General features: G+C 71.3%; 18 protein-coding genes and 1 pseudogene. 4 read left to right on the plus strand and 15 right to left on the minus strand.

The annotated features are described in order from the left end of the window. Positions 1-47: 47 nt before the first annotated feature. From pgi to ACIGXW_RS00565, 13 genes and pseudogenes are all read right to left on the minus strand, one after another. Positions 48-1,709: a glucose-6-phosphate isomerase gene (gene pgi / locus ACIGXW_RS00505; RefSeq protein ID WP_399568426.1), complete on the minus strand. Its 1,662-nt coding sequence runs from the start codon at positions 1,707-1,709 to the stop codon at positions 48-50. Positions 1,710-1,825: 116 nt separating this feature from the next. Continuing rightward, positions 1,826-2,161, minus strand: a complete 336-nt coding sequence (locus ACIGXW_RS00510; RefSeq protein WP_003957010.1) for an RNA polymerase-binding protein RbpA — start codon at positions 2,159-2,161, stop codon at positions 1,826-1,828. A 161-nt stretch (positions 2,162-2,322) separates the two neighbouring features. After that, positions 2,323-2,559, minus strand: coding sequence for a preprotein translocase subunit SecG (gene secG / locus ACIGXW_RS00515; protein ID WP_079274375.1), 237 nt, complete (start codon positions 2,557-2,559; stop codon positions 2,323-2,325). Between the two features lie 128 nt (positions 2,560-2,687). After that, complete coding sequence (gene tpiA / locus ACIGXW_RS00520) at positions 2,688-3,464, minus strand: triose-phosphate isomerase (RefSeq protein ID WP_399568428.1); 777 nt, start codon at positions 3,462-3,464, stop codon at positions 2,688-2,690. Positions 3,465-3,470: 6 nt separating this feature from the next. After that, a complete protein-coding gene (locus ACIGXW_RS00525; RefSeq protein ID WP_071964486.1) occupies positions 3,471-4,682 on the minus strand; it encodes a phosphoglycerate kinase in 1,212 nt (403 codons plus the stop codon). 152 nt (positions 4,683-4,834) lie between these two features. Beyond that, complete coding sequence (gene gap, locus ACIGXW_RS00530; RefSeq protein WP_071964485.1) at positions 4,835-5,839, minus strand: type I glyceraldehyde-3-phosphate dehydrogenase; 1,005 nt, start codon at positions 5,837-5,839, stop codon at positions 4,835-4,837. 252 nt (positions 5,840-6,091) lie between these two features. After that, positions 6,092-8,377: pseudogene (locus ACIGXW_RS00535) on the minus strand (M14 family metallopeptidase); the annotation flags it as partial. Positions 8,378-8,543: 166 nt separating this feature from the next. Continuing rightward, complete coding sequence (gene whiA / locus ACIGXW_RS00540) at positions 8,544-9,551, minus strand: DNA-binding protein WhiA (protein WP_071964484.1); 1,008 nt, start codon at positions 9,549-9,551, stop codon at positions 8,544-8,546. After that, positions 9,542-10,594 carry a uridine diphosphate-N-acetylglucosamine-binding protein YvcK gene (gene yvcK, locus ACIGXW_RS00545; RefSeq protein WP_399568430.1) on the minus strand — a complete coding sequence of 351 codons (1,053 nt, stop codon included), beginning with the start codon at positions 10,592-10,594 and terminating at the stop codon, positions 9,542-9,544. The genes whiA and yvcK overlap by 10 nt, the downstream gene beginning before the upstream one ends. Further along, a complete protein-coding gene (rapZ, locus tag ACIGXW_RS00550; RefSeq protein ID WP_071964482.1) occupies positions 10,591-11,529 on the minus strand; it encodes an RNase adapter RapZ in 939 nt (312 codons plus the stop codon). The genes yvcK and rapZ overlap by 4 nt, the downstream gene beginning before the upstream one ends. 142 nt (positions 11,530-11,671) lie before the next feature. Further along, on the minus strand, positions 11,672-13,654 hold the full coding sequence (gene uvrC, locus ACIGXW_RS00555) for an excinuclease ABC subunit UvrC (RefSeq protein ID WP_399568432.1): 1,983 nt from the start codon (positions 13,652-13,654) through the stop codon (positions 11,672-11,674). Between the two features lie 177 nt (positions 13,655-13,831). After that, positions 13,832-14,698, minus strand: coding sequence for a hypothetical protein (locus ACIGXW_RS00560; RefSeq protein ID WP_399570750.1), 867 nt, complete (start codon positions 14,696-14,698; stop codon positions 13,832-13,834). 5 nt (positions 14,699-14,703) lie between these two features. Then, positions 14,704-15,327 carry a papain-like cysteine protease family protein gene (locus ACIGXW_RS00565; RefSeq protein WP_399568434.1) on the minus strand — a complete coding sequence of 208 codons (624 nt, stop codon included), beginning with the start codon at positions 15,325-15,327 and terminating at the stop codon, positions 14,704-14,706. 315 nt (positions 15,328-15,642) lie between these two features. On the opposite strand from ACIGXW_RS00565, the gene ACIGXW_RS00570 reads away from it, so the two are divergent. Then, entirely contained in the window at positions 15,643-16,584 is a 942-nt protein-coding gene (locus ACIGXW_RS00570) for a hypothetical protein (RefSeq protein ID WP_399568437.1), read from the plus strand. Between the two features lie 18 nt (positions 16,585-16,602). Here the strand turns inward: ACIGXW_RS00570 and ACIGXW_RS00575 are convergent, their stop codons facing one another. After that, positions 16,603-17,037: a Rieske (2Fe-2S) protein gene (locus ACIGXW_RS00575; RefSeq protein ID WP_399568439.1), complete on the minus strand. Its 435-nt coding sequence runs from the start codon at positions 17,035-17,037 to the stop codon at positions 16,603-16,605. Between the two features lie 85 nt (positions 17,038-17,122). On the opposite strand from ACIGXW_RS00575, the gene ACIGXW_RS00580 reads away from it, so the two are divergent. Further along, positions 17,123-18,040 carry a carbohydrate kinase gene (locus ACIGXW_RS00580; protein WP_399568442.1) on the plus strand — a complete coding sequence of 306 codons (918 nt, stop codon included), beginning with the start codon at positions 17,123-17,125 and terminating at the stop codon, positions 18,038-18,040. Positions 18,041-18,138: 98 nt separating this feature from the next. On the opposite strand, the gene uvrA is transcribed toward ACIGXW_RS00580, so the two are convergent. Next, positions 18,139-21,246, minus strand: a complete 3,108-nt coding sequence (gene uvrA, locus ACIGXW_RS00585) for an excinuclease ABC subunit UvrA (protein WP_399568444.1) — start codon at positions 21,244-21,246, stop codon at positions 18,139-18,141. Between the two features lie 211 nt (positions 21,247-21,457). Between uvrA and ACIGXW_RS00590 the strand changes: the two genes are divergently transcribed. Both ACIGXW_RS00590 and ACIGXW_RS00595 read left to right on the plus strand, forming a co-directional pair. Then, positions 21,458-22,144: a maleylpyruvate isomerase family mycothiol-dependent enzyme gene (locus ACIGXW_RS00590; RefSeq protein ID WP_399568447.1), complete on the plus strand. Its 687-nt coding sequence runs from the start codon at positions 21,458-21,460 to the stop codon at positions 22,142-22,144. A gap of 10 nt (positions 22,145-22,154) precedes the next feature. Further along, positions 22,155-22,811 carry an MBL fold metallo-hydrolase gene (locus ACIGXW_RS00595; RefSeq protein WP_071961670.1) on the plus strand — a complete coding sequence of 219 codons (657 nt, stop codon included), beginning with the start codon at positions 22,155-22,157 and terminating at the stop codon, positions 22,809-22,811. Positions 22,812-22,856 lie beyond the last annotated feature (45 nt).

Below are 22,856 nucleotides of genomic sequence, written 5' to 3' on the forward strand. Positions count from 1 at the left end.
CGCCGGACGGGCTGGATTTCCAGCCCGTCCGGCGTTTGCGCAAGGGCCTAGCGCCCCCGCAGCTCGCGGTACCGCGCGACGAGGGCCGCCGTCGACGCGTCCAGACCCGGCACGTCCGCGCCCTCCGTCAGCGCCGGCTCCACCCGCTTCGCGAGGACCTTGCCCAGCTCGACGCCCCACTGGTCGAAGGAGTCGATGTTCCAGATCGCGCCCTGGACGAAGACCTTGTGCTCGTACAGCGCGATGAGCTGACCGAGCACCGAGGGGCTCAGCTCGCTCGCCAGGATCGTCGTCGTCGGGTGGTTCCCCCGGAACGTCTTGTGCGGGACCAGCTCGGCCGGCACGCCCTCCGCCGCGACCTCCTCCGGGGTCTTGCCGAAGGCGAGCGCCTGGCCCTGGGCGAAGAGGTTCGCCATCAGCAGGTCGTGCTGGGCCACCAGCCCCGGCAGCAGGTCGTCCACCGGCTTGGCGAAGCCCAGCAGGTCCGCGGGGATGAGCTTGGTGCCCTGGTGGATCAACTGGTAGTACGCGTGCTGCCCGTTCGTGCCCGGGGTGCCCCATACGACCGGGCCCGTCTCCCAGGTGACGCTCTGTCCGTCGCGGTCGACCGACTTGCCGTTGGACTCCATGTCCAGCTGCTGCAGATAGGCCGCGAACTTCGACAGGTAGTGGCTGTAGGGCAGCACCGCGTGCGACTGCGCGTCGTGGAAGTTGCCGTACCAGACGCCCAGCAGGCCGAGCAGCAGCGGCGCGTTCTCCTCCGGCGGGGCGGTGCGGAAGTGCTCGTCGACGAGGTGGAAGCCGGCCAGCATCTCGCGGAAGCCGTCCGGGCCGATGGCGAGCATGAGGGAGAGCCCGATGGCCGAGTCGAAGGAGTAGCGGCCGCCGACCCAGTCCCAGAACTCGAACATGTTGGCGGTGTCGATGCCGAAGTCGGCGACCTTCTCCTCGTTCGTGGACAGCGCCACGAAGTGCTTGGCCACCGCCTCCTCGCCCGCGCGCAGCTCGGTGAGGAGCCAGTTGCGCGCGGAGGTGGCGTTGGTGATCGTCTCGATCGTGGTGAAGGTCTTCGAGGCGACGATGAACAGCGTCTCCTCGGCGTCCAGGTCGCGCAGGGCCTCGTGCAGGTCCGCGCCGTCCACGTTGGAGACGAAACGGAACGTCAGATCGCGGGCGGTGTAGGCGCGCAGCGCCTCGTACGCCATCGCCGGACCGAGGTCGGAGCCGCCGATGCCGATGTTGACGACGTTCTTGATGCGCTTGCCCGTGTGCCCCTTCCAGTCACCCGAACGGACTCGGTCGCAAAAGACCTGCATCTTCATCAGAACGGCGTGCACGGCGGGGACGACGTTCTGCCCGTCCACCTCCACCACGGCCGACTCCGGGGCCCGCAGGGCGGTGTGGAGCACCGCGCGCCCCTCGGTGGTGTTGATCTTCTCGCCGCGGAACATCGCGTCCCGCAGCTCGGCGACGCCCGTGGCGGCGGCCAGCTCCCGCAGCAGGCGCAGGGTCTCGTCGGTGACGAGGTGCTTGGAGTAGTCCAGGTGCAGATCGCCCACGGTCAGCGCGTACTTCGCGGCCCGCTGCGGGTCGCGTCCGAACAGCTCCCGCAGGTGCACCTCCCCGAGTTCGTCGCGGTGCTTGGCCAGCGCGTTCCACTCGGGCGTCTGGTCGAGCCGGGTGCGGCTTCCTGCGTTCTTCTCGGACATCGGCCCACTTCTCCTCGGTAGCTGCCTCGCACAACCAAACCTAAATGATCGAAGCGGCCCGGCCGTACACCTGGTGGGGTGTACGGCCGGGCCGCTTCGATGTTCGGTTGCGCTGCTCAGATCTCCCCGCGGAGCTTGGCGAGCGCCTCGGCGAGGATCGCCTCGCCATCGGCGTCGCTGCGCCGCTCACGGACGTATGCGAGATGCGTCTTGTACGGCTCGGTGCGGGGCGGGTCCGGCGGGTTGTCCCGGTCCTGACCTGCCGGGAAGCCGCAGCGCGGGCAGTCCCAGGTGTCCGGCACCTGTGCGTCGCTGGCGAAGCTCGGCTGCGTCTCGTGCCCGTTGGAACACCAGAAGGAGATGCGGAGGCGCGGTGCCGACTCGCCCCGCTCGGCCTCCCCCATCGGCCCCGCTCCGACCCGGCTTCCTCGGATCGCGTTGCCACTTGCCACGGTCGTAACTCCCTGCGTGATGGTGCTGCACTGTGCCGGAATGAGCGGCTGCGCCGCGGGCGCCCCAGTCTACGTAAGGCCCAACGCGCGTCCAGTGGCAGGAGTTACAGCCCGCCCGGAAGAACGCGCGCCCCATCATAGGCCGCTGATACGACAGTACGTCAGCTGTCGAGCTTCATCAGCAGGCCGAGCGCGACAATGCAGGCGAACCAGAGCAGACCGACCACGATGGTGATCCGGTCGAGGTTGCGCTCGGCGACAGAGGAGCCGCCGACGGAGGACTGCATGCCGCCACCGAACATGTCGGACAGGCCGCCGCCCTTCCCCTTGTGCATGAGCACCAGCATCATCATCAGCAGGCTGAAGACGATGAGGGCGATCGAGAACCCGATGACCACGGCTGGACCAACTCTCTCGGACTGACTCGGATGGAGAACACTGCGGGGCCGGGGGCGCCATGCGCGCCGGTCCCGGCCCCGACAGGGTACGACGGGGAGCACCCGTCGTCATAGCTGCTGCTGATCGTCTACTGGTCGCGGAAGCGAACGATCTTGACGAACTCCTCGGCGTCCAGCGCCGCGCCGCCCACCAGGGCGCCGTCGACGTCGGGCTGCGCCATGATCGCGGCGATGTTGCCGGCCTTCACGGAGCCGCCGTACTGGATGCGGACCTTCTCGGCCAGCTCCTGGCTGTAGAGCTCGACCAGGCGGGCGCGGATCGCACCGCAGACCTCCTGGGCGTCCTCGGGAGTGGCCACCTCGCCGGTGCCGATCGCCCAGACGGGCTCGTAGGCGATGACGATCGTCTCGGCCTGCTCGGCCGGGATGTCCTTCAGGGCGCCGTCGACCTGCGCGAGGGTGTGCGCGACCTGGTTGCCGGCCTTGCGGACGTCCAGGCCCTCGCCCACGCAGAGGATCGGGGTGATGCCGTGGCGGAAGGCGGCCTTGACCTTGGCGTTGCAGACCTCGTCCGACTCGCCGTGGTACTGGCGGCGCTCGGAGTGGCCGACGGCCACGTAGGTGCACTTGAGCTTGGCGAGCATCGCGCCGGAGATCTCACCGGTGTACGCGCCGGAGTCGTACGCCGAGAGGTCCTGGGCGCCGTACTTGATCTTCAGCTTGTCGCCGTCGACCAGGGTCTGCACCGAGCGCAGGTCGGTGAAGGGCGCCAGGACGGCGACCTCGGTGCCCTCGTAGTCCTTGTCGGCGAGCGCGAAGGCGAGCTTCTGGACGTGTGCGATGGCCTCGAGGTGGTTGAGGTTCATCTTCCAGTTGCCCGCCATCAGCGGGGTGCGTGCACTCACAGTGGTTCAGTCCTCCAGTGCGGCGAGGCCGGGGAGCGTCTTGCCCTCGAGGTACTCGAGGCTGGCGCCGCCACCGGTCGAGATGTGGCCGAAACGGTTCTCGTCGAAGCCCAGGATGCGCACGGCCGCGGCCGAGTCGCCACCACCCACGACGGTGAAGCCGTCGCAGTCCAGCAGGGCCTGGGCAACGGCCTTGGTGCCGTTGGCGTAGTCGGGGTGCTCGAAGACGCCCATCGGGCCGTTCCAGAAGACGGTGCCGGCGTCGGCGAGCTTCGAGGCGTAGAGCTCGCGGGTCTTCGGGCCGATGTCCAGGCCCTCCTTGTCCGCCGGGATGGCGTCCGAGGCGACGAGCTCGGGGTTGGCCGGGGCCTTGGTCTTCAGGTCCGGGAAGTCGGCGGAGACCAGGACGTCGACGGGGAGGACGAACTCCACGCCGCGCTTCTCGGCACGCGCCAGGTACTCCAGGCAGACCGGGATCTGGTCCTCCTGCAGCAGCGAGATGCCGACCTCGTGGCCCTTGGCCTTGAGGAAGGTGTACGACATGCCGCCGCCGATGAGGATGCGGTCGGCCTTCTCCAGCAGGTTGTCGATGACACCCAGCTTGTCGGAGACCTTGGCGCCGCCCAGGACGACGACGTAGGGCCGCTGGACCTCGTCGGTGAGCTTCTTCAGGACGCCGACCTCGGTGGCGATGAGGTCGCCCGCGGCGTGCGGCAGGCGCGCCGGGAGGTCGTAGACCGAGGCGTGCTTGCGGTGCACCGCGCCGAAGCCGTCGCCCACGTAGACGTCGGCCAGCGACGCGAGGGCGTCGGCGAAGGCGCCGCGCTCGGCGTCGTCCTTGCTCGTCTCGCCCGCGTTGAAACGGAGGTTCTCCAGCAGCGTGACCTCGCCGTTCGCCAGTGCGGCAACGGTGGCCTTCGCGCTGTCGCCGACCGTGTCGGTGGCGAACGAGACGTTCTTGCCCAGGATCTCGCCGAGCCGCTTCGCGGCCGGGGCGAGGGAGAACTGGGGGTCGGGGGCGCCCTTGGGACGGCCCAGGTGGGAGGCGACGATCACCTTGGCGCCCGCCTCGGCGAGCTTGGCGATCGTCGGGGCGACGGCACGGATGCGGCCGTCGTCGGTGATGGTGGTGCCTTCGAGGGGCACGTTGAGGTCGGCGCGGACGAAGACCCGCTTGCCCGCGACTCCGCCCTGGATGAGTTCGTCGATCGTCTTCATGCAGTGACTCCGGTTGGGGGCCCCTCCCAGCGGTGGCCGGGGGAGTCCGTGAGTGTCATGGAACGGGGCTCGTACGACGCTCCATCGCGTCGCACGAGCCCCGTCCCCTACATCCGTTGCCTGCGAACTATGCCAGTCGCGTCAGGCAGCGATCAGAGCTGGCCCCCGACGAAGACGGTCAGGTCCACCAGGCGGTTGGAGTAGCCCCACTCGTTGTCGTACCAGCCGACGACCTTGACCTGCTTGCCCTGGACCATGGTCAGGGAGGAGTCGAAGGTGCAGGAGGCCGGCCAGTTGACGATGTCCGAGGAGACGATCGCGTCCTCGGTGTACTCGAGGATGCCCTTGAGCTGACCCTCGGCGGCCTTCTGGAAGGCGGCGTTGATCTCTTCCTTGCTGGTCTCGCGGTCGAGCTCGAGGACCAGGTCGGTGACCGAGCCGGTGGGGACCGGGACGCGCATGGCGATGCCGTCCAGCTTGCCCTTCAGCTGCGGCAGGACCAGGGCGGTGGCCTTCGCGGCACCCGTCGAGGTCGGGATGATGTTCTCCGCGGCGGCGCGGGCGCGACGCAGGTCGGAGTGCGGGAAGTCCAGGATGCGCTGGTCGTTGGTGTACGCGTGGACCGTGGTCATCATGCCCTTGACGATGCCGAAGCTCTCGTCGAGGACCTTCGCCATCGGCGCCACGCAGTTGGTGGTGCAGGAGGCGTTGGAGATGACGTGGTGGTTGGCCGCGTCGTACTTGTCGTGGTTGACGCCCATCACGATGGTGATGTCCTCGTTCTTGGCCGGGGCCGAGATGAGGACCTTCTTCGCGCCGGCGGCCAGGTGCTTGGCCGCGTCCTCGCGCTTGGTGAAGATACCGGTGGACTCGATGACGATGTCGGCGCCGAGCTCGCCCCACGGGAGGGCGGCCGGGTCGCGCTCGGCCATCGTCTTGAACGTCTGGTTGCCGACGGTGATCGAATCGTCGGTGTGGCTGACCTCCTGCTTCAGACGACCCAGGATGGTGTCGTACTTCAGCAGGTGCACCAGGGTGGCATTGTCGGTCAGGTCGTTGACACCGACGATCTCGATGTCCGCACCCTGCTCCAGGAGCGCGCGGAAGTAGTTACGACCGATACGGCCAAAGCCGTTGATGCCTACGCGGATCGTCACGAACCGATCTCCTCGTTGGTGTGCCGGACTGTCCGCCGGCGGGCTGTATGGGATGTCCCCGACCACCACCGACCCTACCTCTAACAGGGGAGGTACGTGACATTGGCGGCGGGGTTCTCAAACCGTGCTCAGCCGTGCTCGAAGGCGCTCAACTGCAGGTCAGCCGCCGATGGCGCGCAGCGCGGCGCCGACCAGCCCGGCCCGCTCGCGGGGGTCGGACACGTGTTCAAGACCGAAGCCCAGCAGGACGGTGTCGCGGGTGGTGACGGCCGCCGTGGCGCGGGCGGCGCGCTCCCCCGGCCCGTCACCCTGTGTGACCATCGGGCCGTACGCGCCGGCCGCGGCGCTGCGGAACTGCGGGAAGGCGTCGGGCGGCAGCTGGTCGGAGACCGGGCTGTAGGCCCCGGCGAGCGGCAGCGGTCCCCCTCCGGCGCCGAGGGCGGCCGTGGTGCCCGTGAGCTCGCCGGCGCCGGTGAAGCGCGCGGCCCGGGCGTACTGGGTGCGGGCACCCGCGCCGAGGTAGTACTGGGCGAAGTCGTCGGTGTCGGCCGGGCCGACCCGCGAGCTGCCGCCCGCCTTCACTCCGGCGGTGATCAGCTTGCCGCCCTCGTTGACGAAGTCGCGTACGGCCAGCAGGGTGGCGCCGTCGGGGCGGGAGGTGCCGGAGTACCACAGGACCGTGTCGAAGTGCGAGAGGACGCCCAGGGCCGCGGGAGCGCCCTTCTCGGCGACGTCCCAGACGGCGCTGCCGCGGCCGTTGTCGGCCAGGGCCTTGGCGTAGACGCCCGCGTCGCGTGCCGGCGTCGTGCCGCCCTCGTCGGCGATGATCAGGGTGTCGGCGCGCGGTGTCCTGGCCACGGTGTAGGTGAAGGGCTCGCTGGCGGTCCGCTTGCCCTCGGCGGTGCGGCCGGTGAACCAGACGCTGACGGTGGAGCCGGGCCGGGCTCCTTCGACGGCCGCGCGGTACTGGTCGAAGCGGATGTTGTCCTCGCCGCCGTAGCGGTCCCCGCCGTCCCAGGCGCGCAGTTCCCCGGTGTGCGTGCGTCCGCCGTCGACGCGGTAGTTGAGGCGCTTGTCGCGGACGCTCTTGCGGGCGGTGACGGCGACGGTCTGGGCCTTGCCGCGGGCGTAGGAGGTGGTGAAGGCGTGCGGGGTGAAGTCGGGGGCGTCGAGGCCGACGGCGGAGGCGGGGCGGTCGCCGCGGGTGGCGGTCTCGGCGACGGACAGGGCGAAGGGGATGTTCTTGGTGAACTCCTGCTGGATCAGCTTCTCGTCGTCGGGGAAGTTGAAGTGGGACTGGCAGTCGGCCGGATTCCAGCGGTCGTCGGGGTCGATCCGGGAGACGGTCTGGCAGGTCGACATCTCCGGCGTGAACATCATCGTGCCGTTGGCGTTGGCCGCGTGGCCGTCCGCCTCGCCGTTGGTGGTGTAGAGCTCGGAGGAGAGCTGCGGGTGGTAGCCGGGGATCGCGGACTTCTCCGGGGTGCCGGCGAGGGCCTTGTAGAGGACGTCGTCGGGGGTGGGGGTGGCGACCTGCCAGCCGACCCCGTAGAGCAGGAGTTCGGCGGCGGAGTGGTAGTTGACGGCGTAGGTGAAGCGGTGGCGCTTCTCGAAGGCGTCCAGGGCCTTGGTCTCCGGCTCGGAGGAGGCACTGGGGCCGCGGTAGGTCTCGGAGGCCGGCCGTGGGGAGGAACCCTCGTTGTCGTAGCCCCACTTGTAGGCGTAGTTGCGGTTGAGGTCGACGCCGTCGCCGGGGGTGATCTTCCCGTCGCCGTTGTTGTCCCGCAGGTTCTTGCGCCACAGCCGGTTGGCGGGGCTCTCGAAGGTGAAGTCGTAGCCGTCGGGGTTGGCGGAGAGCACGAACCACAGCTCGGTCCGGTCCACGATCCGGGTGATCCGCTCGTCCTTGCCGTAGCGGTCGAGGTAGTGGTGCATCAGCCGCCGGGTCATCTCCGGGGTGATCCACTCGCGGGCGTGCTGGTTGGACATGTAGAGCACGGCGGGCTTGGCGCCGTCGGGGCTCTTCGCCGCGTTCTTCGAGAGCTTGAGGGCGAGGATGTCCTGGCCGCGCACGGTCTTGCCGATGCTGACGACCTTGGTGAGAGCGGGGTGGGTGCGAGCGGTGTCGGTGATCTCCTGCCGCAGGCCGTTCTTTCCGCTGTACGGGCGGAAGACGCCGTCGCCCTGGGCCTTGAGGTTCTCGCGGACGCGTGGGGAGACGCGCTTCTCGGTGAGGTCGACGCCCTGCCGGCGCAGCTCGTCGGCCTGTGGTGCGGTGAGGTGGAGCTCGACGGGTGCCTTCTTGCCGTCGGCTATGCGCTCGCCCAGCTCGTGGCCGTCGACGCCGGCCGCGAGCAGGAGCGGGACCTGCGCGGAGGTGACGTCCGCGGTCCATACGGACATCGTGTCCGGGCCGGCCTGTGCCCGCGCGGCGCCCGTGGCGGGTAGCGCCTGGGCGAAGGGTGCCGCGGCGAGCCCGCCGAGTAACAGCGAAGCCACCACGGCGCCCGTGTATGTCTTTCTCGCCTTGTGTCTCATGAGCCCCCCTTGCCATTGCCTGTCACGTCAGTGGATGCACGCCAGGCTGGTGACGCTGCATGATCATGTCAACGGTGCGTTTTGCGCCCCTCCCCGCAGCACGACGCCCCCGCCGCCTTCACGGGCGACAGGGGCGAACGGGAACGGACGGGGCGCGGCGCCGGGCTCAGCCGACCATGCCCTCGGCCATCTCCTCGGACAGGTCCGAGAGGTCGGAGAGGTTGGACTCGGTGCCGGGGATGCCCAGGTCCTGGGCGCGCTTGTCGGCCATGGCCAGCAGGCGGCGGATCCGGCCGGCGACGGCGTCCTTGGTCAGCGGCGGATCGGCCAGGGCGCCCAGCTCCTCCAGGGAGGCCTGCTTGTGCTCCATGCGCAGCCGTCCGGCGGCGGCCAGGTGCTCGGGCACCTCCTCGCCGAGGATCTCCAGCGCCCGCTGGACGCGCGCGCCCGCGGCGACGGCGGCCCGCGCCGAGCGGCGCAGGTTGGCGTCGTCGAAGTTGGCCAGGCGGTTGGCGGTCGCCCGCACCTCGCGGCGCATCCGCCGCTCCTCCCAGGCCAGGACGGACTCATGGGCGCCGAGCCGCGTCAACAGCGCGCCGATCGCATCACCGTCCCGGACGACCACGCGGTCCACTCCGCGCACCTCCCGGGCCTTGGCGGCGATCTGCAGTCTGCGGGCCGCGCCGACCAGAGCCAGCGCCGCCTCGGGGCCGGGGCAGGTCACCTCCAGGGAGGAGGAGCGGCCGGGCTCGGTGAGCGAGCCGTGGGCCAGGAAGGCGCCCCGCCAGGCGGCCTCCGCGTCACAGGTGGCACCGGAGACGACCTGCGGGGGCAGCCCGCGGATCGGACGGCCGCGGCCGTCGACCAGTCCGGTCTGGCGCGCCAGCTGGTCACCGCCCGCCACCACCCGCACCACGTACCGGCTGCCGCGGCGCAGCCCGCCGGGGGCCATCACCACCAGGTCGGAGGCGTGTCCGAAGATCTCGAGGATGTCCTTGCGCAGCCGCCGGGCGGCGATACCGGTGTCCAGCTCCGCCTCGATCACGATGCGCCCGCTGACCAGGTGCAGCCCGCCCGCGAACCGCAGGATCGCCGAGACCTCCGCTTTCCGGCAGCAGGTCCGGGTGACGGGAAGCCGGGAGATTTCGTCCTTCACCGCTGCCGTCATCGCCATGGGCCGATCCTTCCATGCATCCGAAAAATACGGTCGTACGCGGCGGCCAACAGCTCCGGGTCATGCGTCGGGCAGCCGTCGGGCGAGGCGACCGGCGCCAGCTCGACCGTTGCCCCGAGCCGCTTGGCGGCATCGGCGAGGCTGTCCCGGTCGGGCACGGCGGCCTCGTCGGCCAGCACCACGTCCAGGGCGAGTTTAGGGGCGTGTCGGGCCAAAACCTCCAAATGACGCTGCGGGGAGAAGCCATCGGTTTCCCCCGGCTGTGGTGCGAGGTTCAACGACAGCACCCGGCGGGCCTTGGTCTCCTGCAGCGCCTGCAGCAGCTCGGGCACCAGCAGGTGCGGGATGACGGAGGAGAACCAGGAGCCCGGGCCGAGCACGACCCAGTCCGCGTCCAGCACCGCCTCCACGGCCTCGGGCACCGCCGGCGGGTCCTCCGGGACGACGTGCACGGACTGCACCTCGCCGGGGGTGAGCGCCACGGTGGCCTGGCCGCGCACGGTGGTCACCTCGTCGGGGGCGGCCGGGTCGTGGCCGCGTACCAGCGCCTGGAGCTCCAGCGGGACCGCCGACATGGGCAGCACCCGGCCGTGCGCGCCCAGCAGCTTGCCGACCAGGTCCAGGGCCTGCACATGGTCGCCCAGCTGCTCCCAGAGGGCGACGATGAGGAGATTGCCGACGGCGTGGCCGTGCAGCTCGCCCCGGCTCTCGAAGCGGTGCTTGATCACGCGCGCCCAGGTCTGGCCCCAGTCGTCGTCGCCGCACAGCGCCGCCAGGGCCTTGCGCAGGTCGCCCGGGGGCAGCACGCCCAGCTCGTCGCGGAGCCGGCCGCTGGAGCCGCCGTCGTCGGCGACGGTGACGACGGCCGTCAGGTCGCCGGTGATCCGGCGCAGCGCGGCGAGGGAGGCGGACAGCCCGTGGCCGCCGCCGAGGGCGACGACCTTGGGCTGCGCGCCGCGGGCGGGACGGCCCTCGGCGCCACTGCGGCGGCGGCTCGGGACCAGTCTGCCGACGCGGCGCATGCGGGAGGTGCGGCCGGTCACTCGCGCCCCATGTCCCGGTGGACGACGACGGTCTCGACACCCTCCGAGACGAGACGGTGGGCGAGCTTCTCGGACATGGCGACGGAGCGGTGCTTGCCGCCGGTGCAGCCGACCGCGATCGTCACGTAGCGCTTGCCCTCGCGGCGGTAGCCGGCGGCGATGAGCTGCAGGAGCTCGGTGTAGCGGTCGAGGAACTCCTTGGCGCCGGGCTGGTTGAAGACGTAGCCCGAGACCTCCTCGTTCAGGCCCGTGAAGGGACGCAGCTCCGGCACCCAGTGCGGGTTGGGCAGGAAGCGGCAGTCCACGACGAGGTCGGCGTCGACGGGCAGGCCGTACTTGTAGCCGAAGGACATGACGGTGGCGCGCAGCTCCGGCTCCTCCTCGCCCGCGAACTGGGCGTCCATCTTGGCGCGCAGCTCGTGGACGTTGAGGCTGGAGGTGTCGATGACGAGGTCGGCGTCGCCCCGCAGCTCGCGCAGCAGGTCGCGCTCGGCGGCGATGCCGTCGACGATGCGCCCGGAGCCCTGCAGGGGGTGCGGGCGGCGCACCGACTCGAAGCGGCGCACCAGGGCGTCGTCGGACGCCTCCAGGAAGATCACCCGTCGCTTGACCTTCTTCGCGGCGAGGTCCGCGAGGGACTCGCGGAGGTTGTCGAAGAACCGCCGGCCGCGTACGTCCACGACCACGGCGATGCGCGCCACGTTGCCCTGGGAGCGGGCGCCGAGGTCCACCATGGTGGGGATCAGTGCGGGCGGCAGGTTGTCCACGACGAACCAGCCGAGGTCCTCCAGACACTTGGCGGCGGTGCTGCGGCCCGCCCCCGACATGCCGGAGATGATCACCAGCTCGGGGATGCCCGCCGCCTCGCCGGTCGCGTCCGCCGCCGTCGTCGTGCCCGTACTCACCTTTGCTCCGTCCCGGTCGGTCACGTTCATGCCGTCTTCCCCCGTTCTGCCGACGACGCCTTCGGCGCCGTCCTCTCTTCCATACTGCGGCTTTCCCGGGCCCACGGCCCGGGCCGCGGGCGGCGCCGGTCCGTGCGCCGTCCGCGGGAGCCGTCCTGTGCGGCCAGGTCCATCATTCCTCCGCGTCGTCCATGATCTCGCCCGTCGCCGTGTTGACGGCCGGAGCCGGGGGCGCCGCCCCGGCGAGCGCCGCGGCGATGGTCTCGGCCGTCTTGCGGCCGATGCCGGGCGTCTCGCAGATCTGCTCGACCGTGGCGGCGCGCAGCCGCTTGAGCGAGCCGAAGTGCTTGAGGAGCGCCTGCTTGCGGGTCTCGCCGAGGCCGGGGACCGCGTCGAGCGGTCCGGCCTTGAAGCTCTTGGCGCGCTTGCTGCGCTGGTAGGAGATGGCGAAGCGGTGCGCCTCGTCACGGACCCGCTGCAGGAAGTACAGGCCCTCGCTGGTGCGCGGCAGGACCACCGGGTCGTCCTCGTCCGGCAGCCAGACCTCCTCCAGCCGCTTGGCGAGGCCGCAGACGGCCACATCGGTGACGCCGAGCTCGTCCAGGGCCCGCTTGGCGGCCATGACCTGCGGCTTTCCTCCGTCGACCACGACCAGCTGCGGCGGGTAGGCGAAGCGCTTGGGCTTGCCGTCGTCCTCCGGGAGCGGCTCCTCTATCTCGCCGCCGGGGGCCTCCTCGCCCCACTCCCCCGTCTTCATCTTCTCCTGCAGGTAGCGCCGGAAGCGGCGGCTGACCACCTCGTGCATGGAGCGGACGTCGTCCTGCCCCGCGAAGCCTTTGATCTGGAAGCGGCGGTACTCGCTCTTGCGGGCGAGGCCGTCCTCGAAGACCACCATGGACGCCACCACGTCCTGGCCCTGCAGATGGGAGATGTCGAAGCACTCCACGCGCAGCGGCGCCGAGTCCAGGCCGAGGGCTTCGCTGATCTCCTCCAGGGCCCGGGAGCGGGTCGTGAGGTCGGAGGCGCGCTTGGTCTTGTGCAGCACGAGCGCCTGCTGGGCGTTGCGCTGGACCGTGGCCATGAGGTCCTTCTTGTCGCCGCGCTGCGGGATGCGCAGGTCGACGCGGGAGCCGCGGCGCGCGGCCAGCCACTGGGCGACGGGCTCGGCCGGGGCGGGCAGGGCGGGGACGAGGACCTCCTTGGGGACGGCGTCGCCGCTCTCCTCGCCGTAGAGCTGCTGGAGGGCGTGCTCGACGAGGCCCGCGGTGTCGACGGCCTCGACCTTGTCCGTCACCCAGCCGCGCTGGCCGCGCACGCGCCCGCCGCGGACGTGGAAGATCTGCACGGCCGCTTCGAGTTCGTCCTCGGCGACCGCGATCAGGTCGGCGTCGGTGGCGTCGGCGAGGACGACGGCGTTCTTCTCCATGGCACGTCGGAGCGCCTCTATGTCGTCCCGCAGCCGGGCCGCCTTCTCGTACTCCATCTCTTCGGCGGCATCATGCATCCGCTGTTCCAAACGGCGGATGTACGCGCCCGTACGCCCGGCCATGAAGTCGCAGAATTCCTCGGCCAGTTCGCGGTGCTCCTCGGCGCTGACGCGGCCGACGCAGGGGGCGGAGCACTTGCCGATGTAGCCGAGCAGGCAGGGGCGGCCTATCTGGGCGGAGCGCTTGAACACCCCGGCCGAGCAGGTCCGTACGGGGAAGACCCGCAGCATCAGGTCGACCGTCTCGCGGATGGCCCAGGCATGGGCGTACGGGCCGAAGTAGCGCACGCCCTTCTTCTTGGGGCCGCGCATGACCTGGACGCGGGGGAACTCCTCGCCCAGCGTGACCGCGAGGGAGGGGTAGCTCTTGTCGTCGCGGTACTTCACGTTGAAGCGCGGGTCGTACTCCTTGATCCAGGAGTACTCGAGCTGGAGCGCCTCGACCTCGGTGGAGACCACGGTCCACTCCACGGACGCGGCCGTGGTGACCATCGTCCGCGTGCGCGGGTGCAGACCGGCGAGGTCCTGGAAGTACGAGGAGAGCCTCTGGCGCAGGCTCTTCGCCTTCCCGACGTAGATCACCCGGCCGTGCTCGTCACGGAACCTGTAGACCCCGGGCGAGTCGGGGATCTGTCCCGGCTTGGGTCGGTAGCTGCTGGGGTCGGCCATGTCACACACCCTACTTGCGGGCAGTGACAATCCGTCGTCCGGCGGCCGGTACGGGCCCGGGGCCGTAAGGCGCACCGCGGCCCCGGCAGTGGTGGCTGCCGGGGCCGCGGCGAAGGGGCGGACCGCCGGGTCCCGCTCAGGGCCCGGGGGCCCTCACGGGGGGGGTGGCCCGGCCGGTCAGCGGCGCCTCAGCCTGCGCACCGCCACGGTGCCCAGGCCGAGGGCCAGGGCCGTCGCCCCTCCCGCCGTCGCGAGGGAGGCCGCGGCCGGCGAGCCGGCGTCGCCGCGTGGCGCCGCGGTCGCCGTCCGGTCCGCGCCGGCCTCCCCTGCGGCGGGGCTCCCGCCGTTCGGTGCGCTCTCCTCGAAGCCGCCGGCCGTGCCCTTCTTCGCATAGGAGGAGCCGGGCAGCTTGTCGCCGTAGGCCTGGTGCACGCGGGTGCGGTAGGCGTCGACGGTGGTGCCCTGCTTGCCGATCGCGCGGACGGCGTCCTCGTCGAGCGGCAGGATCTTCTCGCCCCGCTGCACGTACCAGGCGTTGATCTGCGGCTCGCGGAAGACGGTCCCGCCCTCCAGCGTGCGCGCCCCTTCGGCCGCGTAGCGTGTCTCGTCGTCACCGGTGGCGATGTTGACGACCTTCCAGCCGTCCCCGGTGCGGGCGGTCCACACCGAGGCCTTCTGCCCGTCGGCCGCCACCGCCGCGCTGGCGAGGAAGTCGAACGAGGCGATGGCGGCCCCGTCCCTGCCCGCCACGAACTCCGGCGCGAGCGTGTAGACGGGCACCGTCGCGCCCTCGATCCTCGGCCGTGCGTGAGCCGTGGTGAGGGCGCCGTCGCGGGCGAAGAAGCGCGAGAGGGTGGTGAGCGTGGCGGGTGCCGTCGCCGCGTCGTGGGCCTCGGCGACCCCGGCCGCCGGCGGCGGGGCGGGGAGGGGCGGCGGCGCGGCGTGCGCGAGCGGGGCGAGGCCGAGCAGCGCGGCGGTCAGGGCGCCGGCGGCGGCGGCGCGGGCCGCGCTCCGGCGCGAGCGCGAGTGGTCGTGGTGCGTCATGGCCCTCACGCCCCGATCCGGTAGAGCGAGTGGGTCCAGGAGAACTGGTTGTTGTCGACGTACCAGCTGTGCGCCGCCCAGTTGTAGCGGTTGCTGGAGGGCCAGGGATCGCCCCAGTAGACCATGCTGTTCGAGTCGTCGTACCCGTAGATGACGTGCATGTGGCCGCCGCCGGACTGCCATCCGATGCGGGTCTCCACGGGGCGGCCCGCGTCGATCTCGGCCTTGACGGTCGCGTAGCGCAGCCAGCCGCTGACGTACGAGCCCTGGTTGATGCCGGCCCAGGCGAGGGCGTTCTGCACATTGCCCAGCGTGGCCTGGTTGTTGGGGCAGGTGGTGCCCTGTGTCCGGTTGAACGCGGCGTTGCAGAACTGGTTCTGGCTGTACTTGCGGCCCATCCAGGTGGCGATGGTGTTGCCGGACGCCGCCCAGCACCAGTTCGTCTTCTCCTGGGCCTGCATGCTGATGTTGAGCTTGTTCGTCGCACGCACGGCGGCCTGTTCGCCGGTCGCCGCGTTCGCCGTTGTGGGGACGACGAGCAGGGCGCAGGCGACGAGGGCGGCCAGGGACAGCCGTCTGCCGCGTATGCGGGACTTCTCTCTGTGTGCCGATGCCGAAGCACGGGTCATGTGGCGTTCCTCCCGTGGCGGGGGGTTGGTGGTGGAGGAGCGCATCCGGACGCGTGTGGGGAGCATCGGGTGTTGTCGGGAACTGGTCAACCGGCTTCAATACCGCGTGGGGCCACGGTGTGAACAGATCGAATCGGATGTGAACGGCGGGTGCCCGTCCAGGAGGAATGCGACGCTCCCGGCCACCGGAGCCCCCGACGGCATAGGTGAACGTTCACATTCACACAGGGCTTTGCACGGCCTTCGCCGCGGGCGCCGCACGGGGGGGGGGCGGCAGAGGGAGCTCGGCGCGGAGCATCACGAAGGAGCGAGCGGATGGCACGCAGCACCCCACGCGCCGCCGAGGCCGAACTGGCGCAGGCACTGCGCACGGGCCCGTTCCACCTGGCGTTGCGCATGGCGTTGTCGGCGCGCGGGCTCGCCCTGCACCGGGTGCAGCACCGGCTGGCGCAGCGCGGGGTGAAGGTCGGTGTGACGAGCCTGAGTTACTGGCAGCAGGGCGCCCGGCGGCCCTGCCGTCCCGAGTCGCTCCGGGCGGTGCGGGTGCTGGAGGACGTCCTGGACCTGCCCGCGCACGCCCTGACCCGGTTACTCGCGGAGCCCCCCGCGCGGACGGCCCCGGACCGGCCGGCCGCGCGCTCGTACCGCTCGCTGGTGGAGGAGTCCCGGGTCCTGGGGCGGCTGCTGGCCGATCTGGAGTCGCCGGAGGACGGCGGCCTGCACACCGTCTGCCAGCTGGAGCGGGTGCTGATCGGCGCGCACCGTGAGCTGCGCGCCCGCGACTCGCACCATGTGGTGCGGGCGCACCGCGACGGGGTGGACCGCTATGTGGCCATTCACCACGGCGACCCGGGCTGCGACCCCGGGCAGGTGGCCGTGCGGGCCACCGAGAACTGCCGGGTGGGCCGGGTGCGGTGGCACACCGCGGCCGGCGTGCTCGTCGCCGAGCTCCTCTTCGACACCCGGCTGCGCGCCGGGGAGACCCATGTCTTCCGCTACGGCTTCGACGACGGTACGGGCGGTACGAGCAGCGAGTACGTGCGGGGCTTCAGCTTCGCGGGCGGGCAGTACGTGCTGCAGGTGCGCTTCGACGACGCCGCGCTGCCGGTCCGCTGCCGCCGCTTCACCCAGGCGTCGGCGGGCGCGCCGCGCGGCGGGCAGCAGGAGCTGACGCTGGCGGGGCGCCACCGGGGGGTGCACCTGGTGGAGCAGGGGGTGCGGCCGGGGATCCTGGGGATCGCCTGGGACTGGGCGTAGGCGCGCCTCCCGCGCGGCTCAGGCCTCCGGACCCGCGATCAGCTTGCCGCCGTCCGCCTTGACGGGAACGGCCGGCAGGGCCACGCTCGCCGGGCCCTGGAGGACCTTGCCGGTGGTCGCGTCGAACGTGCTGCCGTGGCAGGGGCAGCTGACCTTGCCGTCCTCGACCTTGTCGGCGACGCAGCCGGCGTGCGTGCACACCGCGCTGAACGCCTTGTACTCCCCCGCCGCGGGCTGCGAGACGACCAGCCGCTGCTCGCGGTAGAGCCGGGCCCCGCCGACGGGGACCTCGCCGACCGCCCCGAGGTCCACGGGCGCGGTCGGCACCGCGGGTCCCTTGGGGCCGCCCGTACCGCCGGAGCAGGCGGTGACGCCGAGCCCTGCGGCACCGGCCAGGGCGGCTCCGCGCAGCACGGTGCGGCGGGACGCCGGCGAAGGGGTGGGGCTGGACATGGGGGCTCCAACGGGGAAGGGCGGCGATGCGACACAGCGACAATACCGGCACTGGTTGCTCCGCTTACCGAGAGGACTCCACCCCATGATCGTCGTCGCCGGAGAAGCCCTGATCGACCTCGTGCCCGACGGCCCCGGGGGCGACGGCGGCCTGCCGGCACTGCTGCCGCGGTGCGGCGGCGGCCCCTACAACACTGCCCTCGCGCTGGGCCGGCTGGGCACGCCCACCGCCTTCTGCTCCAGGGTGTCGGCGGACGGCTTCGGCGAGGCGCTGCTGGGCGGCCTGCGGGTCGCGGGCGTCGACCTCTCCCTGGTGCAGCGCGGCCCGGAGCCCACGACGCTGGCGGTGGCGGCCATCGGCGCGGACGGCTCGGCGGGCTACGGCTTCTACGCGGGCGGCACGGCAGACCGTCTCTTCGCACTGCCGGAGGCGCTGCCGGACGGCACCGAGGCGCTGTGCCTGGGCACGTGCTCCCTGGTGCTGGAGCCGGGTGCGAGCGCGTACGAGGCGCTGCTGCGACGCGAGGCCCGGCGCGGGGTGTTCACCCTGCTCGACCCCAACATCCGTCCGGAGATCATCGGGGACGCCGCCGCGTACCGCCGGCGCTTCCTCTCGTGGCTGCCGGACGTGACCTTGCTGAAGCTGTCGGCGGAGGACGCCCGGTGGCTGGGCGGCGAGGTCACCGACTGGCTGGCGTCAGGCCCTGCCGCCGTCGTCGTGACCGGGGGCGAGGAGGGCCTGTCCGTCCACACGCGGGAGGGGCGGACGTACACCGTCCCGGCACGACGGGTGGACGTCGTGGACACGATCGGCGCGGGCGACACCGTGAACGCCGCCCTCCTGCACCGCCTGTCCCGCCTGACCGCCCTCTCCCCCGACGCCCTGGCCACCCTGGATGCCCCCACCTGGCAGGACACCCTCACCTTCGCGGCCCACGCGGCGGCCACGACCTGCTCCCGAGCGGGAGCGCAGCCCCCGTTCGCGGCGGAGGTGGGGGTGTAGGGCCAGAGCCCTTCCCGCCGCGACGGCGAGGCGCCCGACGGCGGAGTCCGGCGGTGCCGAACCCTCCGCAGCCGGGCGCCGACGCGCACCGGACCGGCTCAGGCCTTCCGGGCCTTGGCCGCCGTCCCCTTCTTGGCCGCCGTGGCGGTCTTCTTCGCCGCCGTGGCGGTCTTCTTCGCCGCCGTGGCGGTCTTCTTCGCCGCGGCAGCCGTGGCCGTCTTCTTGGCCGCCCCCGCCCCCTTGGCCCGCGCCGAGACCGTCTTCTTCGCGGCCCCCGCCGCCACTGCGGCAACCGTCTTCTTCGCCGGCGCCCGCTTCGCGGTCTTCCGCGCCGACGGCGCGGGCGACGCGGCCGCGTCGCTGACGCGGTCACCCAGCATGTCGCGCAGGAACTTGCCCGTGTGGCTGGCCGGCACCGACGCGACCTCCTCCGGCGTGCCCTCGGCGACGACGAGGCCACCGCCCGCACCGCCCTCGGGGCCCATGTCGACGACCCAGTCGGCAGTCTTGATCACATCGAGGTTGTGCTCGATGACGATCACGGTGTTGCCCTTGTCGACCAGCCCCGACAGCACGGAGATCAGCTTGCTGATGTCCTCGAAGTGCAGACCGGTCGTCGGCTCGTCGAGGACGTACACCGTCCGCCCCGTCGACCGCTTCTGCAGCTCGCTCGCGAGCTTCACGCGCTGCGCCTCGCCACCGGAGAGGGTCGGCGCGGACTGCCCGAGCCGTACGTAGCCCAGACCCACGTCGTGGAGCGTGCGCAGGTGACGCGCGATCGTGGGCACCGCCTCGAAGAAGCCGAGCGCCTCCTCGATGGGCATGTCCAGGACCTCGGCGATGGACTTGCCCTTGTAGTGGACCTCCAGGGTCTCCCGGTTGTAGCGCGCACCATGGCAGACCTCGCACGGCACGTACACGTCCGGCAGGAAGTTCATCTCGATCTTGATCGTGCCGTCGCCGGAGCAGTTCTCGCAGCGGCCGCCCTTGACGTTGAAGGAGAAGCGGCCCGGCAGATAGCCGCGGACCTTCGCCTCCATCGTCTCCGCGAAGAGCTTGCGGACATGATCGAAGACACCGGTGTACGTGGCCGGGTTGGAGCGCGGCGTACGGCCGATGGGCGACTGGTCGACGTGGACGACCTTGTCGACCAGGTCGTCGCCGTCCACGCGCGTGTGCCGGCCGGGAACGGCCCGGGCGCCGTTCAGCTCGCGCGCCAGGTGGGTGTAGAGGATGTCGTTGACCAGCGTCGACTTACCGGAACCGGAGACACCGGTGACGGCCGTGAGCACCCCGAGCGGGAAGGACACGTCGATGTCGCGCAGGTTGTTCTCCCGGGCCCCGCGCACGGTCAGGCGGCGCGAACCGTCGACGGGCCGGCGGATCTCGGGGGTGGGGATGGAGCGCTTGCCGGACAGGTACTGCCCGGTCATCGACGCCTCGGTCTTCAGCAGCTCCTTGAGGGGACCGCTGTGGACGACCTTGCCGCCGTGCTCACCGGCGCCGGGGCCGATGTCGACGACCCAGTCGGCGACCTTGATGGTGTCCTCGTCGTGCTCGACGACGATCAGGGTGTTGCCCATGTCGCGCAGGCGCACGAGCGTCTCGATCAGGCGGTGGTTGTCGCGCTGGTGCAGGCCGATGGACGGCTCGTCCAGGACGTAGAGCACGCCGACGAGGCCGGAGCCGATCTGCGTGGCGAGGCGGATGCGCTGCGCCTCACCGCCGGAGAGCGTGCCGGCGGCGCGGTTGAGCGAGAGGTAGTCCAGGCCGACGTCGACGAGGAACCTCAGGCGTTCGTTGACCTCCTTGAGCACCCGCTCGGCGATCTTCTTCTCGCGCCCGGTGAGCTTCATGTCCCGCAGGAAGTCGGCGCACTCGTTGATCGACATCGCGGAGACCTCCGCGATGGAGCGGCCCTGGACCGTGACCGCCAGGACGATCGGCTTGAGCCGCGTGCCCTCGCACGTGGGGCAGGGCACCTCGCGCATGTAGCCCTCGAAGCGCTCGCGGCTGGAGTCGCTCTCGGCCTCGGAGTGGCGCCGCTTGACGAACGGGACCGCGCCCTCGAAGGCCGTGGTGTACGCGCGCTCGCGCCCGTAGCGGTTGCGGTAGCGCACCTCGATCTGGGTGCGGTGGCCGTTGAGCAGCGCCTTCTTGGCGCGCTGCGGGAGGCCGGCCCAGGGGATGTCCGTGCGGAAGCCGAGCTCGTCGGCGAGGGCGCCGACGAGGCGGTTGAAGTAGTCCTTGGTGTGACCGTGCGACCAGGGGTTGATCGCGCCCTCGTCGAGGGACTTGTCCTCGTCGGGGACGATCAGATCGGGGTCGACCTCCATGCGCGAGCCGATGCCGGTGCAGTCGGGGCAGGCACCGAAGGGCGAGTTGAAGGAGAAGGAGCGCGGCTCGAGCTCCTCGAAGGACAGATCGTCGTACGGGCAGTAGAGGTGCTCGGAGAACATCCGCTCGCGCTCGGGGTCGTCCTCGGCGAGGTCGACGAAGTCGAGGATCACCATGCCGCCGGACAGGCCGAGCGCGGTCTCGACCGAGTCGGTGAGCCGGCGCTTGGCGCTTTCCTTGACGGTGAGGCGGTCGACGACCACCTCGATGGTGTGCTTCTCCTGCTTCTTCAGCTTGGGCGGGTCGGAGAGCTGGATGGTCTCGCCGTCGACCCGGGCCCGGCTGTAGCCCTTGGTCTGCAGGTCGGAGAAGAGATCGACGAACTCGCCCTTGCGCTCGCGCACCAGCGGGGAGAGCACCTGGAAGCGGCTGCCCTCCGGCAGCTCCAGCACCCGGTCCACGATGGCCTGCGGCGACTGGCGGGTGATGGGCCGCGCGCACTCGGGGCAGTGCGGCTTGCCGATGCGGGCGAAGAGGAGGCGGAGGTAGTCGTAGACCTCGGTGATCGTGCCGACCGTCGAGCGCGGGTTGCGCGAGGTCGACTTCTGGTCGATGGAGACGGCCGGGGACAGGCCCTCGATGAAGTCCACGTCGGGCTTGTCCATCTGCCCGAGGAACTGCCGTGCGTAGGAGGAGAGCGACTCGACGTAGCGGCGCTGCCCCTCGGCGAAGATCGTGTCGAACGCGAGGGAGGACTTGCCCGACCCCGAAAGCCCGGTGAAAACGATGAGGGAGTCACGCGGGAGGTCGAGCGAGACGTTCTTGAGGTTGTGCTCGCGAGCGCCACGGACGATGAGACGGTCTGCCACGCCGGTCGGCACCTTTCTTGAGAGTCGGCTCTGGGGGGAGCTGCGGGGTGCGCCGTGCCCCTCGATCCAGAGTACGGGGGGCCTCTGACAAAGCCCGGTTCACACGGATGCAGTAAGCGATGACCCTCCCGACCATATAGCACGCACATTCGATTTACGGGCGGGATCCACCTCCTTCACCCGAAGGAGTCACCGGACTATCGTCGGCGGCATGATTGATCATGTGCACGACCTGACCGCGGTACGTGAGGCGACCGACCGGCTGCTCGACGCGGTCGGCGAACTGGACAACGCGGCGGTCGCCGGGCCGTCACGGCTTCCCGGCTGGACCCGCGGCCACCTCCTGGCCCACCTCGCCCGCAACGCGGACGCCCTCGTGAACGTGCTCGAGGGCCGCCCCATGTACGCGAGCGCCGAGGCCCGCGACGCCGACATCGAGCGCGACGCCTCCCGCCCGCTCGACGCGCACCTCGCCGACCTGCGCGAAAGCGCCGCCCGCTTCCGGCAGGCCACCGACGCGCCCGCCGACTGGACCCGCACGGTCACCCTGCGCAACGGCGTGACCGACGTCGCCGCCCGCGTCCCCTTCCGCCGCCTCGTCGAGGTGGAACTGCACCACGTCGACCTCCGCATCGGCTACGAGCCGGCGGACCTGCCCGCCGAATTCACCGCGCGCGAGATCGAGTTCCTCACCGAACGCTTCTCCGGCCACCCCGACGTCCCCGCCCTCCGCCTCACCGCGACCGACGGCGGCACCTGGAGCACCGGCCGCACGGAGGGCGAGCCCCTGGCCGTCACCGGCACCGCCGCCGCCCTGATGTGCTGGCTCGCCGGCCGGCAGGGCGGCCCGGAACTCGAAACGGGTGGCGCTCCGCTCCCCGTTCTGCCCCCGCTATAGGGTGATCCCCATGACGTACAGCGGAGCGGTAGAGGTCGGCGGACCTGCGGACGTACACGAGTTGGCCGATCTGATGATCTCGAAGGTCGCGGTCGGTCCGATGAACAACAACGCGTATCTGCTGCGTTGCCGGACCACGGACGAGCAGCTGCTGATCGACGCCGCCGCAGAGCCGCACACGCTGCTCACCCTGGTCGGCGACAGCGGCATCACCTCCGTGGTGACCACCCATCAGCACCCCGACCACTGGGGCGCGCTGCGCGAGGTGGTGGACGCCACCGGCGCCCGCACCTACGCGGGGCGCGAGGACGCCGACGGCATCCCGGTGCCCACGGACGTGCTCGTCGACGACGGGGACATCATCCGCGTCGGCCGGGTGGAGCTGACGGCCCGCCATCTGGTCGGCCACACCCCGGGCAGCATCGCGCTCGTCTACGACGACCCGCACGGCCACGCCCACGTCTTCACCGGCGACTGCCTCTTCCCCGGCGGCGTCGGCAACACCCACGACGACCCCAAGGCCTTCGCCAGCCTCATCGACGACGTCGAGACCAAGATCTTCGGCACGCTGTCGGACGAGACCTGGGTCTACCCGGGCCACGGCAACGACACCACCCTGGGCACCGAGCGCCCGCACCTCGCGGAGTGGCGCGAGCGCGGCTGGTGACCTCCCGGCACGACAAGGGGTAGCGCGCCTTCCGCACAGCAGGCG

The sequence above is a fragment of the Streptomyces sp. NPDC053079 genome, assembly GCF_044546695.1.
Classification (GTDB): Bacteria; Actinomycetota; Actinomycetes; order Streptomycetales; family Streptomycetaceae; genus Streptomyces.

What these genes read in the sequence shown, in the direction of transcription:
- ACIGXW_RS00570 (WP_399568437.1), top strand. Translation starts at nt 15,643, where the DNA reads ATGGCACGCAGCACCCCACGCGCCGCCGAGGCCGAACTGGCGCAGGCA.
- whiA (WP_071964484.1), bottom strand. Translation starts at nt 9,551, where the DNA reads ATGGCGATGACGGCAGCGGTGAAGGACGAAATCTCCCGGCTTCCCGTC.
- ACIGXW_RS00575 (WP_399568439.1), bottom strand. Translation starts at nt 17,037, where the DNA reads ATGTCCAGCCCCACCCCTTCGCCGGCGTCCCGCCGCACCGTGCTGCGC.
- rapZ (WP_071964482.1), bottom strand. Translation starts at nt 11,529, where the DNA reads ATGAACGTGACCGACCGGGACGGAGCAAAGGTGAGTACGGGCACGACG.
- ACIGXW_RS00595 (WP_071961670.1), top strand. Translation starts at nt 22,155, where the DNA reads ATGACGTACAGCGGAGCGGTAGAGGTCGGCGGACCTGCGGACGTACAC.
- ACIGXW_RS00565 (WP_399568434.1), bottom strand. Translation starts at nt 15,327, where the DNA reads ATGACCCGTGCTTCGGCATCGGCACACAGAGAGAAGTCCCGCATACGC.
- pgi (WP_399568426.1), bottom strand. Translation starts at nt 1,709, where the DNA reads ATGTCCGAGAAGAACGCAGGAAGCCGCACCCGGCTCGACCAGACGCCC.
- ACIGXW_RS00560 (WP_399570750.1), bottom strand. Translation starts at nt 14,698, where the DNA reads ATGACGCACCACGACCACTCGCGCTCGCGCCGGAGCGCGGCCCGCGCC.
- uvrC (WP_399568432.1), bottom strand. Translation starts at nt 13,654, where the DNA reads ATGGCCGACCCCAGCAGCTACCGACCCAAGCCGGGACAGATCCCCGAC.
- ACIGXW_RS00590 (WP_399568447.1), top strand. Translation starts at nt 21,458, where the DNA reads ATGATTGATCATGTGCACGACCTGACCGCGGTACGTGAGGCGACCGAC.
- ACIGXW_RS00580 (WP_399568442.1), top strand. Translation starts at nt 17,123, where the DNA reads ATGATCGTCGTCGCCGGAGAAGCCCTGATCGACCTCGTGCCCGACGGC.
- ACIGXW_RS00525 (WP_071964486.1), bottom strand. Translation starts at nt 4,682, where the DNA reads ATGAAGACGATCGACGAACTCATCCAGGGCGGAGTCGCGGGCAAGCGG.